16 protein-coding genes are annotated in these 17,336 nt (G+C 64.7%); 12 read left to right on the plus strand and 4 right to left on the minus strand.

Annotated features, from left to right (window positions below; genetic code table 11):
* Positions 1 to 177 precede the first annotated feature (177 nt).
* The 6 genes from AC0SZ7_RS11140 to aauR all read left to right on the plus strand — a co-directional run bounded on the left by AC0SZ7_RS11140 (position 178) and on the right by aauR (position 6,621).
* Positions 178 to 1,083 (plus strand): glutamate/aspartate ABC transporter substrate-binding protein, encoded by a 906-nt coding sequence (locus AC0SZ7_RS11140; protein WP_475504452.1) that lies wholly within the window; start codon positions 178 to 180, stop codon positions 1,081 to 1,083.
* Positions 1,084 to 1,180: 97 nt separating this feature from the next.
* Complete coding sequence (locus AC0SZ7_RS11145; RefSeq protein WP_475504453.1) at positions 1,181 to 1,927, plus strand: amino acid ABC transporter permease; 747 nt, start codon at positions 1,181 to 1,183, stop codon at positions 1,925 to 1,927.
* A complete protein-coding gene (locus AC0SZ7_RS11150) occupies positions 1,928 to 2,593 on the plus strand; it encodes an amino acid ABC transporter permease (RefSeq protein ID WP_475504454.1) in 666 nt (221 codons plus the stop codon).
* Positions 2,590 to 3,324 (plus strand): amino acid ABC transporter ATP-binding protein, encoded by a 735-nt coding sequence (locus tag AC0SZ7_RS11155; protein WP_475504455.1) that lies wholly within the window; start codon positions 2,590 to 2,592, stop codon positions 3,322 to 3,324. Before AC0SZ7_RS11150 ends, AC0SZ7_RS11155 begins: the two co-directional genes overlap by 4 nt.
* Positions 3,325 to 3,382: 58 nt before the next feature.
* Positions 3,383 to 5,302: a two-component sensor histidine kinase AauS gene (aauS, locus tag AC0SZ7_RS11160; RefSeq protein WP_475504456.1), complete on the plus strand. Its 1,920-nt coding sequence runs from the start codon at positions 3,383 to 3,385 to the stop codon at positions 5,300 to 5,302.
* Positions 5,299 to 6,621: a two-component response regulator AauR gene (gene aauR / locus AC0SZ7_RS11165; protein ID WP_475504457.1), complete on the plus strand. Its 1,323-nt coding sequence runs from the start codon at positions 5,299 to 5,301 to the stop codon at positions 6,619 to 6,621. The genes aauS and aauR overlap by 4 nt, the downstream gene beginning before the upstream one ends.
* Before the next feature lie 109 nt (positions 6,622 to 6,730).
* On the opposite strand, the gene AC0SZ7_RS11170 is transcribed toward aauR, so the two are convergent.
* Complete coding sequence (locus tag AC0SZ7_RS11170; RefSeq protein ID WP_475504458.1) at positions 6,731 to 7,492, minus strand: MipA/OmpV family protein; 762 nt, start codon at positions 7,490 to 7,492, stop codon at positions 6,731 to 6,733.
* A gap of 217 nt (positions 7,493 to 7,709) precedes the next feature.
* On the opposite strand from AC0SZ7_RS11170, the gene AC0SZ7_RS11175 reads away from it, so the two are divergent.
* The 5 genes from AC0SZ7_RS11175 (at position 7,710) to AC0SZ7_RS11195 (ending at position 13,948) form a co-directional block, all read left to right on the plus strand.
* Complete coding sequence (locus AC0SZ7_RS11175; protein ID WP_475504459.1) at positions 7,710 to 8,408, plus strand: MtnX-like HAD-IB family phosphatase; 699 nt, start codon at positions 7,710 to 7,712, stop codon at positions 8,406 to 8,408.
* Positions 8,401 to 9,798: an aspartate aminotransferase family protein gene (locus AC0SZ7_RS11180; RefSeq protein WP_455923792.1), complete on the plus strand. Its 1,398-nt coding sequence runs from the start codon at positions 8,401 to 8,403 to the stop codon at positions 9,796 to 9,798. Before AC0SZ7_RS11175 ends, AC0SZ7_RS11180 begins: the two co-directional genes overlap by 8 nt.
* 17 nt (positions 9,799 to 9,815) lie before the next feature.
* Positions 9,816 to 10,640: an alpha/beta hydrolase gene (locus tag AC0SZ7_RS11185; protein WP_475504622.1), complete on the plus strand. Its 825-nt coding sequence runs from the start codon at positions 9,816 to 9,818 to the stop codon at positions 10,638 to 10,640.
* A 168-nt stretch (positions 10,641 to 10,808) separates the two neighbouring features.
* A complete protein-coding gene (locus AC0SZ7_RS11190) occupies positions 10,809 to 12,566 on the plus strand; it encodes a sensor histidine kinase (protein ID WP_475504460.1) in 1,758 nt (585 codons plus the stop codon).
* Entirely contained in the window at positions 12,563 to 13,948 is a 1,386-nt protein-coding gene (locus AC0SZ7_RS11195; protein WP_475504461.1) for a sigma-54-dependent transcriptional regulator, read from the plus strand. The genes AC0SZ7_RS11190 and AC0SZ7_RS11195 overlap by 4 nt, the downstream gene beginning before the upstream one ends.
* Before the next feature lie 89 nt (positions 13,949 to 14,037).
* Here the strand turns inward: AC0SZ7_RS11195 and AC0SZ7_RS11200 are convergent, their stop codons facing one another.
* Together AC0SZ7_RS11200 and AC0SZ7_RS11205 are read right to left on the minus strand one after the other, a co-directional pair.
* Positions 14,038 to 15,030, minus strand: coding sequence for an alpha/beta fold hydrolase (locus tag AC0SZ7_RS11200; protein WP_475504462.1), 993 nt, complete (start codon positions 15,028 to 15,030; stop codon positions 14,038 to 14,040).
* Positions 15,031 to 15,139: 109 nt separating this feature from the next.
* The gene (locus tag AC0SZ7_RS11205) at positions 15,140 to 15,841 is read right to left on the minus strand and encodes a uroporphyrinogen decarboxylase/cobalamine-independent methonine synthase family protein (protein WP_475504463.1); all 702 of its coding nucleotides are present in this window, start codon (positions 15,839 to 15,841) and stop codon (positions 15,140 to 15,142) included.
* 75 nt (positions 15,842 to 15,916) lie between these two features.
* On the opposite strand from AC0SZ7_RS11205, the gene metR reads away from it, so the two are divergent.
* Entirely contained in the window at positions 15,917 to 16,834 is a 918-nt protein-coding gene (gene metR, locus AC0SZ7_RS11210; protein ID WP_475504464.1) for a transcriptional regulator MetR, read from the plus strand.
* On the opposite strand, the gene AC0SZ7_RS11215 is transcribed toward metR, so the two are convergent.
* Positions 16,818 to 17,225, minus strand: coding sequence for an NUDIX hydrolase (locus AC0SZ7_RS11215; protein ID WP_475504465.1), 408 nt, complete (start codon positions 17,223 to 17,225; stop codon positions 16,818 to 16,820). The two genes, metR and AC0SZ7_RS11215, sit on opposite strands and share 17 nt — an antisense overlap.
* Positions 17,226 to 17,336 lie beyond the last annotated feature (111 nt).

Raw genomic sequence — 17,336 nt, forward strand, 5'->3', positions numbered from 1 at the left:
CCCGCCACATCCCCTTCATTAAAGTTTAATCCCCTTGCCAATCAAGCCCTTGGACTATCGTCCCGGTTCTGGCACGACTCATGCTCTACACTCTTCATCGGAATCCGCAGCACAGACTGCTGAACGAACGAGCCCCCAGACGGCTCCATAAAAAAAACAAAGGTCGAGGAGACATAGATGCGCATCATTCACACCCTGTTGGGTGCAGCCATCGCTGCAGCACTGATCAGCAGCCCTGCCATGGGCGAAGAGCTGACCGGCACCCTCAAGAAGATCAAGGATTCGGGCACGATCACCCTGGGCCATCGTGACGCCTCCATCCCTTTCTCCTACATCGCTGACGCATCGGGCAAACCGGTCGGCTATTCCCATGACATCCAGTTGAAAATCGTCGAGGCCATCAAGAAAGACCTCGACCTGCCCAACCTGAACGTCAAGTACAACCTGGTCACCTCGCAGACGCGTATCCCGCTGGTGCAGAACGGCACCGTCGACATCGAGTGCGGCTCCACCACCAACAACGCCGAGCGCCAGCAACAGGTCGACTTCTCGGTGGGCATCTTCGAGATCGGCACGCGCCTGCTGGCCAAGAAAGACTCGCCCTACAAGGACTTCCCCGACCTCAAGGGCAAGAACGTGGTGACCACCGCCGGCACCACCTCCGAGCGCCTGCTCAAGGCCATGAACGCCGAGAAGCAGATGGGCATGAACGTGATCTCGGCCAAGGACCACGGCGAATCCTTCCAGATGCTGGAATCGGGCCGCGCCGTGGCCTTCATGATGGACGATGCCCTGCTGGCCGGCGAGATGGCCAAGGCCAAGAAGCCTGACGACTGGGCCGTGACCGGTACCGCGCAGTCCCACGAAATCTACGGCTGCATGGTGCGCAAGGGTGACCCGGCGTTCAAGAAAGCCGTGGATGACGCCATCGTCGCCGTGTTCAAGTCTGGCGAAATCAACACCATCTACAACAAGTGGTTCACCCAGCCGATCCCGCCGAAGGGCCTTAACCTGATGTTTGCGGAAAGCGACGAGCTGAAAAACCTGATCGCCAACCCGACCGACCAGCCCGCCAAGGACTGATCCGCCCGCACCGTCTAACCTTCAATCATCCACTGGCATGTGCATGCCGGTGGATGACTGCAGGTGCCCGTGAATCGCAACTCAAGGGGAGACCCTGATGAATTACAACTGGGACTGGGGCGTGTTCTTCAAGTCCACCGGCATTGGCAACGAGATCTACCTGGACTGGTACCTGGCCGGCCTGGGCTGGACCATCGGTATCGCCGTTGCCGCCTGGATCATTGCCTTGCTGCTGGGCTCCGTGCTCGGCGTGATGCGCACCGTGCCCAACCGCTGGGTATCGGCGATCGCCACCACTTACGTGGAAATATTCCGCAACGTGCCGCTGCTGGTGCAGCTGTTCATCTGGTACTTCGTGATTCCCGACCTGATGCCCCAAGGCTTCCAGGACTGGTTCAAGCAAGACCTCAACCCCACTACCGCAGCCTTCCTCAGCGTGGTGGTGTGCCTGGGCCTGTTCACCGCCGCGCGCGTCTGCGAACAGGTGCGCACCGGTATCCAGGCGCTGCCCAAGGGCCAGGAATCGGCCGCCCGGGCCATGGGCTTCAAGCTGCCGCAGATCTACTGGAACGTGCTGCTGCCCCAGGCCTACCGCATCATCATTCCGCCGCTTACCTCGGAATTCCTCAACGTGTTCAAGAACTCCTCGGTGGCTTCGCTGATCGGCCTGATGGAGCTGCTGGCGCAGACCAAGCAGACCGCCGAGTTCTCCGCCAACCTTTTCGAGGCTTTCACCCTGGCGACGCTGATCTACTTCACCCTGAACATGAGCCTGATGCTGCTGATGCGCCTGATCGAGAAGAAAGTCGCCGTGCCCGGCCTCATCTCCGTGGGGGGCAAGTAAATGGACTTCAGTGGAATCATTCCCGCCCTGCCCGGCCTGTGGAACGGCATGCTGATGACCCTGCAGCTGATGGTCATGGGCGTGGTCGGCGGCATTGTGCTGGGTACCCTGCTGGCGCTGATGCGGCTGTCGCCGAGCAAGCTGCTGTCGCGGGTTGCCGGTGCCTACGTCAACTATTTCCGCTCCATCCCGCTGCTGCTGGTGATTACCTGGTTCTACCTGGCGGTGCCGTTCGTGCTGCGCTGGATCACCGGCGAAGACACGCCCGTGGGCGCGTTCACCTCCTGCGTCGTGGCCTTCATGATGTTCGAGGCGGCGTACTTCTGCGAAATCGTGCGTGCCGGCGTGCAGTCCATTCCCAAGGGCCAGATGGGCGCCGCCCAGGCCATGGGCATGACCTACGGCCAGACCATGCGCCTGATCATCCTGCCCCAGGCGTTCCGCAAGATGACCCCGCTGCTGCTGCAGCAGAGCATCATCCTGTTCCAGGACACCTCGCTGGTCTACACCGTGGGCCTGGTGGACTTCCTCAACTCGGCGCGGGCCAATGGCGATATCATCGGCCAGTCCAACGAGTTCCTGATTTTCGCCGGCTTCGTCTACTTCGTCATCAGCTTCTCCGCCTCGCTGCTGGTCAAGCGTCTGCATAAAAGGTTAGCCGTATGATTTCCATCAAGCACGTCAACAAGTGGTACGGAGACTTCCAGGTGCTGACCGACTGCAGCACCGAAGTCAAGAAAGGTGAAGTGGTAGTGGTGTGCGGGCCCTCGGGCTCGGGCAAGTCCACGCTGATCAAGTGCGTCAACGCCCTGGAGCCGTTCCAGAAGGGTGATATCGACGTCGATGGCACCTCCATCGCCGACCCCAAGACCAACCTGCCCAAGCTGCGTTCGCGGGTGGGCATGGTGTTCCAGCATTTCGAACTGTTCCCGCACCTGACCATCACCGAGAACCTGACCATCGCGCAGATCAAGGTACTGGGGCGCAGCAAGGAAGAAGCCACTGCCAAGGGCCTGAAACTGCTGGAGCGCGTAGGCCTTTCCGCCCACGCCCACAAGCACCCCGGGCAGCTTTCCGGTGGCCAGCAACAGCGCGTGGCCATCGCCCGCGCCCTGGCCATGGACCCGATCGTCATGCTGTTCGACGAACCGACCTCGGCGCTGGACCCGGAAATGGTCAACGAAGTGCTGGACGTGATGGTGCAGCTCGCCCACGAAGGCATGACCATGATGTGCGTGACCCACGAGATGGGCTTCGCACGCAAGGTGGCCAACAGGGTGATCTTCATGGACAAGGGCCAGATCGTCGAAGACTGCCCCAAGGAAGAGTTCTTCGGTGACGTGAGCGCACGCTCGGAACGTGCGCAGCAGTTCCTCGCCAAGATCCTGCAACACTAAAAGCCCTGCCCGGGTGCCCACGCGGGCACCCGGCGCTGGCAGGCCCCAAGGCACTGTGATGAAATGCGACCCTGATCATTCCCGTGCGACCTCGCCTGCCCTTGCCGTGAAACCCCGTCTGATTCGCCACCTGTTCCTGCCCCCCCTGATCCTGCTGCTGACCGTGGGCCTGGGCTATGCCGGTTATCGCGCCAGCCTCTACAACGGCATTCGCACCCTGGGCGAGAGCGGCGAGCGCCAGCTGGAACTGAACGGCCGGGCGGTGGAAAGCGAGATCAACAAATACACCTTCCTGCCCAGCCTGCTGGAGCTGGAAGGCAGCGTCTCGACGCTGCTGGGCGACGCCGACGGCGAAGGCCATCGCCAGGCCGTCAACGACTACCTGGAAGGCCTCAACCGCCGCAGCCACAGCAGCGCCATCTACGTGCTGGACACCACCGGCCGGGTGCAGGCCACCAGCAACTGGCGCGACGCCAACAGCTACCTGGGCGAGGACCTGTCCTTCCGCGCCTATTTCCAGGACGCCGTGCGCGGCCAGGATGGGCGCTTCTATGGCATCGGCACCACCACCGGCGAGCCCGGCTACTACCTGGCCCATGGCCTGGAAGAGCATGGCAAGATCGTCGGCGTGGCGGTGGTCAAGGTGCGCATGGAAAGCCTTGAAGAGCGCTGGCAGAAGGCGCAACTGGAAGCCTTCGTCAGCGACGAGAACGGCATCATCATTCTTTCCAGCGACCCGGCGCGGCGGCTGAAATCGGTGCGCCCGCTGACCCCGGAGATCAAGGAAAGGCTGGCGCGCAGCCTGCAGTACTACTGGTTCTCGCTGACCGAACTGCAGCCGCTGGAACGCGAAACCCTGGCCGAGGGCGTGGAGCGCTTGAGCTTCCCCGGCCCCGCCAGCCGCACCGGCAGCCCGCGCCAGGTCAGCTACCTGGCGCAGACCCGCGAGCTGAAGGACACCCCCTGGCATTTCACCCTGCTGACCCCGCTGCAGGACCTGCGCCGCGAAGCCATGGTGCAGGGCGTGCTGGTGGCCGTGGCCTTCGCTTTCCTGGCCTTCCTGCTGATTGCCTGGAACGAACGGCGCAAGGTCATCGCCACCCGCCTGGCCGCCCGCGAGGCCCTGCAAGAGGCGAACAGCCAGCTTGAGCGGCGCATCGCCGAGCGCACCGAGAACCTGCGCGCCAGCAACGAACGGCTGAAAAGCCAGATTCGCGAGCGGCGCCAGGCCGAGGAAACCCTGCGCCACGCCCAGGACGAGCTGGTTCAGGCCGGCAAGCTGGCAGCCATCGGCCAGATGTCCACCAGCATCGCCCATGAGCTGAACCAGCCGCTGGCGGCCCTGCGCACCTTGTCGGGCAACACCGTGCGTTTTCTGGAGCGCGGCGCCCTGGACACCGCCAGCACCAACCTTGCCACCATGAACCAGCTGATCGACCGCATGGGCCGCATCACCGCCAGCCTGCGCTCGTTTGCGCGCCGGGGCGAGGACCGCGGCCGTGCCTCGCTGGCCCAGGCCGTGGACGCCACCCTGCAGGTGCTGGCCGCGCGCATCAGCGACCAGGGCGTGCAGGTACACCGGCAGTTCAGCGAGGTACAATTGCCCATGGGCCAGACGCGCCTGGAGCAGATCCTCGGCAACCTGGCCGGCAACGCCCTGGATGCCTTGCACGGCATGGAAAACCCGGCGCTGTGGCTGCAGGGCGAAACCCTGGCCGATGGCCGCTATTGCCTGCGGGTGCGCGACAACGGCCATGGCGTGCCGCCGCAGACCCGTCAGCACCTGTTCGAACCGTTCTTCACCACCAAACCGGGCGAGCAAGGCCTGGGCCTGGGCCTGACACTCTCCGCCAGCCTGGCCGCCGCAGCCGGTGGCAGCCTGGGCGCCGAGCACCCCGACGACGGTGGCACCGCCTTCGTGCTGACCTTGCCTGCACTCAACGCCCAACCGCCCACTTCATCAGTCGAGCCGTCATGAACACCTCGCTTACCGTTCTGATCGTCGAGGACGATCCCCATGTGCTGCTCGGGTGCCAACAGGCCCTGAGCCTGGAAGACATCCCGTGCCAGGGCGTGGGCAGCGCCGAGGAAGCGCTGGCGCTGATCGGCGACGACTTCGCCGGCATTGTCGTCAGCGATATCCGCCTGCCGGGCATCGACGGCCTGGAGCTGCTGAACCGCCTCAAGGCCCGCGACCCGAGCCTGCCGGTGGTGCTGATCACCGGCCATGGCGACATCAGCATGGCGGTGGGTGCCATGCGCAGCGGCGCCTACGACTTCATGGAGAAACCCTTCTCCCCCGAACGCCTGGTGGATGTGGTGCGCCGGGCCCTGGAGCAGCGCGGCCTGGCCCGCGAGGTCAGCTCGTTGCGCCGCCAGCTGGCCGGCCGCAGCAGCCTTGAAGGGCGCATCATCGGCCGCTCGCCGGCCATGCAGAACCTGCGCGAGCTGATCGCCAACGTCGCCGACACCTCGGCCAATGTGTTGATCGAAGGCGAGACCGGCACCGGCAAGGAGTTGGTGGCGCGCTGCCTGCACGACTTCAGCCGGCGCCAGCCGCAGCCCTTCGTGGCGCTGAACTGTGGCGGCCTGCCGGAGAACCTGTTCGAAAGCGAGATTTTCGGCCACGAGGCCAACGCCTTCACCGGCGCCGGCAAGCGCCGTATCGGCAAGATCGAGCACGCCAACGGCGGTACGCTGTTCCTCGACGAAGTGGAAAGCATGCCACTGAACCTGCAGATCAAGTTGCTGCGGGTGTTGCAGGAACGCACCCTGGAGCGCCTGGGGTCGAACCAGAGCATCGCGGTGGATTGCCGGGTGATCGCCGCCACCAAGGCCGACCTCGACGAGCTCAGCCGCAGCAACGGTTTCCGCAGCGACCTGTACTACCGCCTCAATGTGGTAACCCTGGAGCTGCCGCCGCTGCGCGAGCGTCGCGAAGACATCCTGCAACTGTTCGAACACTTCCTCGAACAGTCGGCGCTGCGTTTCGACCGCGAGGTGCCGGTGCTCGACAACCAGACCCTGTCGCGGCTGATGAGCCACGACTGGCCCGGTAACGTGCGTGAACTGCGCAACGTGGCCGAGCGTTACGCGCTGGGGCTGCCGGCGTTCAAGAAAAGCGGCACCCAGGCCGCGCCGGGGGTGGGGTTTGCCGAGGCCGTGGAAGCTTTTGAGCGCAACCTGCTGAGCGATGCCCTGGCGCGCAACAACGGCAACCTCAGCCAGGCCAGCCAGGACCTGGGCATGGCCAAGACCACGCTATTCGACAAGGTGAAGAAGTACGGGCTGTCATAAGCTGCAGCATCAACCTGCATTGTGGGAGCTGGCTTGCCAGCGAGCTTTTAGGGCCTCAACAGCTCGCTGGCAAGCCAGCTCCCACAGAAACAGCTGCGCCCCAGGCACCTCAAAACTTGTATGCCACCGCCGTCTGCACCTCGCCCTGGTTCACCCGCCCACGCTGGCTGACGATGCTGCTGTCCGCCGCCGAGCCACTCAGGTGCACCCACTCCACGTTGGCAAGTAACGACCAATGCGGCGCCAACGGAAACTGCGCACCCTGGCTCAGGGTCCAGTTCTGCAGCCCGCCGCTGGCCCTGTAGGCGCCGATGCCACTGGCCTGTGCCTCGTTGGCGTCGACACCGAAGAACGTCTGGTTCATGCGCTGGTCGGCGAAATGCGCCACCAGTTCGGTGGCGCCGAACACCCCGCCGCCCAGCGGGTAATCCAGCTCGGTGCCCAGCCGCCCGAGCGTGCCGCCCTGGCCGTGGCCACCCCCTTCGGCCCGCCCGGCCTGGGCGTACACGCGCCAGAAGTCGACCGGGCTGTACTGCACGAACCCGCCCAGCTCGACCATGTCCGGCACATCCCGCAGGCCGCGCAGGCGGTCGTTGCCATCCCGACCTTGCACCAGGTTGGCCAGCGGCCCTGCGCTCCAGCCGTTACCGGTCTTCAGCGCGGCCCAGGTCAGGCCTTCGTCGGAGTCGATGCCGACGTTGCCCCAGGTCAGGTCCAGGTACGGCATGGGCCTGGTTTCGTAACGGCTGCCGGTGGGTTCACTGGGCTGGTAGGAAACGCCTACGCCGGCATCGCCGGTGAGCGGCGTGGCCCAGGCGCCACCGGCCAGGCTGGCCAGCAGCAGCCCCAGCAGCAAATCGATTCGTGACATTGCGGTTCCCGTAACGTTGTTCGTCCGCGCATGAACGCGCACGCGAGGCTGGCGGCGCAAGCACTCATGTTCTTTGTAGCAACCTACAAAAATTGTAGCTTCGCGCTTACGAAACACCTCCAGAGCCCGCAGAACAAGGGCTCCAGCAGGTTGGCACGCTCCCTGCTCTAGCCCTGGGCAAGCGCAAAGTGCGCTGCTGACCCATAGGTAACTGCAGATGATGCACTGGCATATCGTGTGTGACTTCGACGGGACCATCACCCCGAGCGATGTCATCGACAACATCCTGGATCGCTTCGCCGATCCGCGCTGGGAAGCCATCGAAGCGCAATGGCTGGCCGGTGAGATCGGCTCCCGTGAATGCCTGAGCCAACAGCTGGCCCTGGTGAAAGCCCAGCCGGCGCAACTGCTGGAGTATTTCGACAGCGTCACCATCGACCCGGCGTTCACCGCCTTTGTCGAGCTGGTACTTGAGCGCGGCGCCAGCCTGGCGGTGGTCAGCGACGGCCTGGAGCAGGCCATCGCCCGCATTCTGGCGCGCAACGGCGCGCCGCTGCTGCCGATCATCGCCAACCAGCTGCGCCAGGTCGATGCCGACAGCTGGCGCATCGTGTTCCCCCATGCCAGCGACGCCTGCCGTGCCGCTTCCGGCAACTGCAAATGCAAGTCGACGCCCACCAGCAAACGCATCCTGGTGATTGGCGACGGCAAGTCCGACATGTGCGTGGCCGGCACCGCCGACTTCGTGTTCGCCAAGGGCAGCCTGGCCGACCATTGCGAACGCAATGGCATCGCCCACGCCCGCTTCGATTCCTTCGCCGAGCTGCCAGCGCTGCTGGCCGCCCTGCCGCAATACACCGGCAACACCGTTCCACACCTCAATTCAGAACAGCAGGAACTCTTCCACCATGTCTAACACCCCGCGCATCACCAGCGAAGAAGACCAGATCCTTCTGGACAAGGAATCGCGCTACTGCTCGTTCGGTGACACCGTTCACTACATCGAGCCACCGCGCATTTTCAGCCGCTGCGAAGGTTCCTACGTCTACGACACCAATGACCAGGCCTACCTCGACCTGCAAATGTGGTACTCGGCGGTCAACTTCGGCTACGCCAACCCGCGCCTGAACAACGCCCTGAAGCAGCAGATCGACACCCTGCCGCAAATCGCCAGCCAGTACCTGCACAAAGGCAAGATCGAGCTGTCGGAAATGATCGCGGTCGATGCCAAGAAGAAATTCGGCATGGACGGCCGCGTGCACTTCAACGTCGGCGGCTCGCAGTCCATCGAAGACTCGCTGAAAGTGGTGCGCAACGCCTCCAACGGCAAAAGCCTGATGTTCGCCTTCGAAGGCGGCTACCACGGCCGTACCCTGGGCGCCTCGTCCATCACCTCCAGCTACCGCTACCGTCGCCGCTACGGCCACTTCGGCGAGCGCGCGCAGTTCATCCCGTTCCCGTACCACTTCCGCGGCCCCAAAGGCATGACCAAGGAAGAGTACGGCAGCTACTGCGTGAAGCAGTTCGCCCGCCTGTTCGAAACCGAATACAACGGTGTGTGGGACCCGAAAGTCGGCCAGTGCGAATACGCCGCCTTCTACGTCGAGCCCATCCAGGGCACCGGTGGCTACGTGATCCCGCCAATGAACTTCTACAGCGAGCTGAAGCAGGTCCTGGACCAGCACGGCATCCTGATGGTGGTGGACGAAATCCAGATGGGCTTCTACCGCACCGGCAAGCTGTGGTCCATCGAGCACTTCGACGTCAAACCCGACGTGCTGGTGTTCGGCAAGGCACTGACCAACGGCCTGAACCCGCTGGGCGGCATCTGGGCCCGTGAAGAGCTGATCAACCCGGGTATCTTCCCGCCAGGCTCCACCCACTCCACCTTCGCCTCCAACCCGCTGGGCACCGCCGTAGGCCTGGAAATGTTCAAGATGACCAGCGAAGTCGACTACGGCGCCATGGTCATGGCCAAGGGCAAATACTTCCTGGCCGGCCTGGAAGACCTGAAGAAGCGCTACAAGATCGTCGGCGACGTGGACGGCCTGGGCCTGGCGCTGCGCATGGAAATCTGTGGCGAAGACGGCTTCACCCCGGACAAGGCCAAGCTCGACGAAATGGTCGAGGAAGGCATGAAGGGCGACATCGAGATCGACGGCCGCCGCCTGGGCCTGATCCTCGACGTGGGCGGTTACTACAAGAACGTGATCACCCTGGCGCCATCGCTGGAAATCAGCTACCCGGAAATCGACCTGGCCATCGCCCTGCTCGACCGCCTGCTGCACCGGGTCACCCAGAAGTGAGTGCCGCGCAGATCGATATGGGTGTTGGCGACGCCAGCTTCGTGCTCGGCAACGGCCCGGTGGCCGTGCTGCTGATTCACGGGCTGACCGGCACCCCCACCGAGCTGCGCAAGGTTGCCCAGGGGCTGGCCAAGGCGGGGTACACGGTATACGTGCCCACCCTGGCTGGCCACTGCGGGGACAACGCCGATCTGCAGGCCACCAACTGGCGTGACTGGTACGCCAGCGCGCTGAGCACCTTCGAGGGCATCCGCAAGGTGCACGAGCAGGTGTTCGTCGGTGGCTTGTCGATGGGCGCGGTCCTGTCGATGCACCTGGCCGCCCAGCGGCCAGGTGAGGTGGCAGGGTTGCTGCTGTATTCGACCACCTTGCGCTATGACGGCTGGAACATGCCCTGGGTGGCGCGCATGACGAACATTTTCATGGCCATCCCGTTCGGCGTACACATTTGCCGCTTCAACGAGAAATCGCCCTACGGGATCAAGAACCCGCGGTTGCGTGCCATCGTCGAGAAGCAGATGAAAGCCGGCGAGAGCGCCAACGCGGGGCTGCTGACCATGTCGGGCATCAGCGTCCGCGAGTTGCACCGCCTGGTGGCCGAAGTGAAACGCGGCATGCCCACCATCAAGACGCCGGCGCTGGTGATACATTCCAGCGAAGACGACATCACCAGCCGCTGGAACGCCGACTACATCGAGGCGCACATCGGCGGGCCGGTGACCAAGGTGCTGCTGGACGACTGTTACCACATGATCACCGTGGACCTGCAATACCCGAAAGTGATCAGCCTGAGCGCAGAGTTCATCCAGCTTCACGCGCCGGGCCTTGCCCAGGCATCCTGATACACCGACGAACAACGTCGGGCTACATGCTAATCTCCGCGATATTCCGTGGGAGCGGGCTCTGCCCGCGAAACAGGCGCTGCGTTCCAACAGAGACCACGCGGTGTTTTTTTCGCGGGTAGAACCCGCTCCCACGGGCAGCGAAGCTTTCAGAAAAAGCGAGTATCGATGACACCCCCTGCCCCGAAACCGTCCGCCTTTCGACTGTCGCGCTGGAACCTGCAACGCAAGTTGATATTGGCGTTCTGGCTGGTCAGCGTGGTGCCGACGATGATCGCCGCCGAATTGGCCGCCACTACCCTGGCGCAGATTTTCGACAGCAACGTGCGCGTCTGGCTGCAGGAATCGACCAAGATCGTCGAAGACGAGATCAGCGAGATCCTGCGCGACAACGCCCGCGTCGCCCAACTGTTCCTGCGCTACGCCCGGGCCGACGAGCCCACCGAAAAACGCGCGCAGCACCAGGACAAACTGATCAGCGACATCGCCGACGCCATGGGCATCGACGTAGTGGCGCTGATTCGCAACCGCGACCACAAGGTGGTGTTCTCCACCGCCGCCGCCGACGTGGTGCAGCAGATCAGCCTGGCGCCCGACGCCGTGCTGCAGACCATCCACAACGGCAGCGCCAACGTCGGCACGGTGGTGTCCACCTTCCCCACCCAGCAGAACGGCGAGGACTACCAACTGCTGGTGGCAACCTTCCTCGACGCCAGCTTCCTGACCAGCGTCGCCGACGTGCACACCCTCGACCTGCGCCTGTACCTGTCCAGCGACCAAGGCTACGCCGAGGTGTTTTCCAGCCAGCGCTTTGAAAACCACCCGCCCCTGCTGCCGCCGCGTATCGAGCAGGTACTGCGTGACACCAGGAACCCCACCGAGCAGTTCACGAGCCAGTACAGTGGCCTGTACCGGCCATTGCTGAACGACAAGGGCAACCTGCAAGGCGTGGTGTTCAGCGGCCTGCTGCGCCACAGCAGCCTGCTGGGGCTGGTGAACCAGAGCAACCTGTTCGTGCTGATTTTCCTGCTCAGCTCGGCGCTGTCCCTGGGTGTCGGCATTCTGGTGACGCGGCGGTTCACCCGGCCCGTGCGCGCCCTCTCCGAAGGCGTGCGCGCGGTGACCGCCGGCGACTACAGCCAGCAGGTGGAGGTACTGGGCAACGACGAACTGGCCGAGTTGAGCATGACCTTCAACCACATGACCGAAGGCTTGCAGGCCCTGCAGCACCTGGAAGCGCAGATGCGCCGCCGTGACCGCCTGCACACCATGGGCGAGGTGGCCATGGGCCTGGCGCACGAGATCCGCAACCCGCTGGGCATCATCAAGACCGCCACGCAGCTGCTGCACCGCCGCGCCGTGCTGCCCGAAGCAGACATGCGCCACCTGGAATACGTGATATCGGAGGTCACCCGCATCAACGAGCTGATCACCGAGTTCCTCGACTTCGCCAAGCCCAGCCCGCCCATTCGCACGGTGATGTCGGCGCGCGGCCTGCTGGAAGACATACTGGGCTTCTGCGCGCCCGAACTTGCCACCCACAACATCCACGCGCTGATCGAAGACCGCGCGCCCGGCGCCACGTTGTACGCCGACAGCCGCCAGCTCAAGCAGGCCTGCCTGAACCTGGTGCTCAATGCCATCGACGCCATGCCCCAGGGCGGCCACCTGACCCTGGGCATCAGCAGCGAAAGCGCCAACACCCGCCTGAGCGTGGAGGACGACGGCCAGGGCATCTCCAGCGACCTGCTGGAGCGCATCTTCAACCCGTTCGTCACCACCAAGGCCTCGGGCACCGGCCTTGGCCTTGCAAAAGTGTTCTCGATCATGGAAAACCATGACGGCCGCGTCGAGTGCGTCAGCACCCCCGGCCAAGGCGCCACGTTCAACCTGTATATTCCGGCCCGCGAAGGAGAACCCGCTTGAGCCATAACGTTTTGGTAGTCGATGACGAACCGAAACTCTGCGACCTGCTGGTGTCGGCACTCAGCCAGGACCAGGTGCAGGTGTTCACTGCGGGCAACGGCCTGCTGGCGCTGGAGGTAATGGAGCAGGAAAGCATTGACCTGGTCATCAGCGACTGGCGCATGCCCGGCATGGACGGCCCGCAGTTGCTGGCCGAGATCAAGCAGCGTTACCCGCAGGTGCCGGTCATTGTCATGACGGCCTATTCCACGGTGAAAAACGCCGTGAAGTCCATGCGCGACGGCGCCTTCGACTACATTGCCAAGCCGTTCGACATCGACGAGCTGGACATCACCGTGCACAAGGCCCTGCAGTTCCGCGACATTCTGCGCGACAACGCGCGCATGCGCGCCGAGCTCGACAACCACCATCAGTTCGACAACCTGGTGGGCGAGAGCCCGGCGTTCCGCCGCGTGTTGCAGGCCATCGATTCGGTGCGCGAGAGCAGCGCCACCATCCTGCTGACCGGCGAAAGCGGCACCGGCAAGGAAATGGTCGCGCGCGCCATCCACCAGCACGGCAACCGCGCCGACCAGCCGTTCGTGGCAGTGAACTGCGCGGCCATTCCCGAGGGGCTGCTGGAAAGCGAGATGTTCGGCCACCGCAAGGGTGCCTTCACCGGCGCGGTCAGCGACCGTATTGGCCGCTTCCAGCAGGCCGACAAGGGCACGCTGTTCCTCGACGAGGTGGGCGACATGCCGCTGGCGCTGCAGGCCAAGATCCTGCGGGCGCTGCAGGAACGCCTGATCGAGCCGGTGGGCGACAGCCGCGAGCGCAAGGTGGACGTGCGCGTCATCGCCGCCACCCACAAGAACCTGGTGGAAGCCGTGGCGCGCAAGGAGTTTCGCGAAGACCTGTACTACCGCCTCAACGTCTTCCCCATTCCCCTGCCCGCCCTGCGCGAACGCACCGAGGACATCCCCGGCCTGGCCCACCACTTCGCCGGCCTGCTGGGCGCCGAGGGCGGCAAGCGCATCACCGGTTTCAGCCCGCAGGCCATGCAGTCGATGCTCAACTACCCGTGGCCGGGCAACATCCGCGAACTGCAGAACTGCGTGGAGCGCGCGACCATCGTTGCCCAGGGCACGCTGATCGAACAACAGGACCTGCCCGCCTACCTGTTCGAGGCCGCGGCCGGGCACACGGATGACGCCGTGCCCTGCGGCGTACCCAACGACCTGGATGGCAAGCTGGCCGAGGTGGAAAAGGCCTGGATCCTCGCCGCCCTGCAGCAGACCAACGGCGTGCAGGCCGCGGCGGCGCAGTTGATGGGCATCACCGAGCGCAGCCTGTGGTACCGGCTGAAGAAGCTGGCGATCCAGGTCAGCAAGTTTGCTCGGTAGGGCTTGATAAAAGCGTGTGGGAGCTGGCTTGCCAGCGAGCTTTTGACGGCCTGGACAGCTCGCTGGCAAGCCAGCTCCCACACGGGTTTCTACAACCCGGCCACCGGCGCGTCGTGCAGTTTCTGTGCGTCCAGGTACGGCAATACCGCCGCCAGCAACGGCGCCTTGAAGGCCTCCTGGAACCGGTGCGCCAACCCCGGGATCAGCTTCAGCTCGCTGCCGCGAATGTGCGCCGCCAGGTGCACGCCGTGCATCACCGGCAGCAACGGGTCCGCCGTGCCATGCACCACCAGGGTTGGCACCCGCAGGTTATCGAGCAGCGTCACCCGGCTGGGCTCGGCGAGTATCGCCAGAATCTGCCGCTTCACGCCCTCGGGGTTGAACGCGCGGTCGTAGGACACCGCCGCCTGGTGCAGCAGCACCTGGCGGTCGTCTACCACGTCGGGGCTACCCAGCGCGGCCAGCAGGTCGGCCTGCTGTTCAATGGCCACCTCGCGGTTCGGCGCTCCACGCCGGGCCAGCAGCTGCAGCAACGCCGGGCTGGGCATGGGCAGGCCGGGGTCGCCGGAACTGCTCATGATCAGCGTCAGGCTTTCAACCCGCTGCGGTGCCATGGCCGCCATGTGCTGGGCGATCATGCCGCCCATGCTCGCCCCCAGCAGGTGGAAGCGCCCCACGTGCAGCGCGTCCATCAGGCCCAGGCCGTCGCCGGCCATGTCGGTCAGGCTGTAGGGCGCCGACACCGGCAGGCCGAGCTTGTAGCGCAGCACCTCGAAGGTCAGGTTGACGCTGTCGGGCGCCTGGGCCCAGCTGGACAGCCCGACGTCGCGGTTGTCATAGCGAATCACCCGGAAGCCCTGCTCGCACAGCGCCACCACCACCTCGTCGGGCCAGTGAATCAGTTGCCCGCCCAGGCCCATCACCAACAGCAGCGCCGGGTCGGCGTCGCGACCGATGCTCTGGTAGGCCAGGTTGACGTCCTTGAGCAGTGCGTGACGCACCGGGACGTTTACATCACAGCTAGACGCCGCGAAAGAAGAAAGGCTGCACAACAGCGCAGCCAGAAACAAAATTGCCCGCATGAAAAACACCACAAACGCAGATCCCCAGTAGAGCGCGAGTGTGATGAACTTCATGCGGGCGCGCTGCCACAGTTCAGTGACAGTTTGATGAAGGGCGCTGAATGGTCACTCAGCTGGTGATGTGGCACGCATGCGCAGCCGGGCGCAGATCGGGCAGCAGGCCGCCCAGGTCCGCCAGCCAGCGGGCGCCGGACAGCCACAGGTTCTCGCCGAAGCGGCGGCGCGCTGGCTGCAATTGCGCCTGCACCGCTTCCAGCTCGCAGCACCACAGGTCGGCGCCATCGATGGCCACCGCCAGGGACAGCACCTTGTAGCTGGGTACGCGGTCCAGCACCGCAGTCAACTGTTCGGGGGCGCTGGCCAGGTCCACGTGCAGGCCATCCAGCGGCAGGTGCGCGGCCAGGCCGAGGTTGTCCTGCAGCGCGCCGCCGTAGGTGGCCAGCAGCTTCTTCAACGGCGAGTACTGCAGAATGTGGTAGGCACGCTCGAAGGCGCTTTTCCATGCCTGGGGCAGCTCCTGGGTCAGGATCGGCTCGTCGATCTGCACCCATTCCACGCCCAGGCGGGCCAGGCGCACCAGGATCTCGCCATACACCGGCAGCACCACTTCCAGGCGGCTCAGCGCACGCACGTCGCTGCCATTGGCCTGGTCCAGCCACAGGTAGCTCAGCGGCCCCATCAGCACCGGCCGTGGCATCTCGCCGCGCGCCCGGGCCTGTTCGACCTCGTCCAGCAGGCGTTGGGTGTAGAACGACAGGTCATGTGGGGTGGCGTGGGCCATGGTGCGGTACTCCGTATTCGATGGGCCCATTATCGACATCCGGCACAACATGAGACAAACTCAATCTATTCGTGTTGATCACAAGAAATTTTCATAGAGGCGCTCATGCTGGAAATCCGACACCTGAAAACCCTGCACGCGCTGCGCGAAGCCGACAGCCTGGTGGAAGCGGCCGAGCGCCTGCACCTGACGCAATCGGCGCTGTCGCACCAGTTCAAGGAGCTGGAAGAACGCCTGGGGTTGCCGCTGTTCATGCGCAAGACCAAACCCATCCGCTTCACCAGCGCCGGCCTGCGCCTGCTGCAACTGGCCGACGCCACCCTGCCGCTGCTGCGCGGCGCCGAGCGTGACATTGCGCGGCTGGCTGGCGGCACCGCCGGGCGCCTGCACATGGCCATCGAATGCCACAGCTGCTTCCAGTGGCTGATGCCCACCATCGACCAGTTCCGCGACGCCTGGCCGGAAGTGGAGCTGGACCTGGCCTCGGGCTTCGCCTTCGCGCCGCTGCCGGCCCTGGCCCGTGGCGACCTGGACCTGGTGGTGACCAGCGACCCGCTGGAACTGCCGGGCATCACCTACGTGCCGCTGTTCACCTACGAAGCCATGCTGGCGGTGGCCAACCAGCACGCACTGGCGAGCAAGCCGTACATCGTGCCCGACGACCTGGTCAGCGAAACCCTGATCACCTACCCGGTGGAGCGCGACCGCCTGGACATCTTCACCCGCTTCCTGGAGCCCGCCGACGTCGAGCCTGCCCAGGTGCGCACCTCGGAACTCACGGTGATGATGATGCAACTGGTGGCCAGCGGCCGCGGCGTGTGCGGCATGCCGCACTGGGCACTGCATGAGTACAGCTCGCGCGGCTACGTGAAGGGCAAGCGCCTGGGCGAGAAAGGCCTGTTCGCCACGCTGTACGCGGCGGTGCGCGCCGACATGCTGGACGCGCCGTACATGCGCGACTTCCTGCTGACGGCCAAGGACACCTCGTTCTCGACGCTGGATGGGGTCAGCGCGGTGCGCTAGCGGCGTACAGGGGCAGAATGTGATCACGGGTGAGCGGCGCCAGTTCGAGCTGGGCATGGCTGCCGCCATCCACCCACACGGCCTCCTCGATCTCGGCGGCGATGGTCACCGGCCCCGCCACATCCACGCGGAACAGCTCGCAGCGCACCTCGTAGCCCGGCTCGTTGGCCGCCGGTGCACTGAAGGCGCCCAGGTATTGCGCCTGGGCGGTGTCGATGCGCACGCCCAGTTCCTCGTCCAGCTCGCGCGCCAGGGCATGCACCGGCTGCTCGCCGGGCTCGATCTTGCCGCCAGGCTGCATGAACGCCAGGGTGTCGCGTTTGCGCACCAGCAGGGTCTTGCCGTCGGGGCCGATCAGCAGGGCGGCGGCGATGTGGATGGTTTGGTTCATGGCATGCTCCATTTTCGAGGGCAGGGCATTGTAAGGTGGGAGCTGGCTAGCGCATCAAAACTGAATGAACCAGCCCGCGTCCGACGAACCGGCGCACGACGGTTTCCACCC

It is taken from the genome of Pseudomonas sp. JC1203, assembly GCF_056175065.1.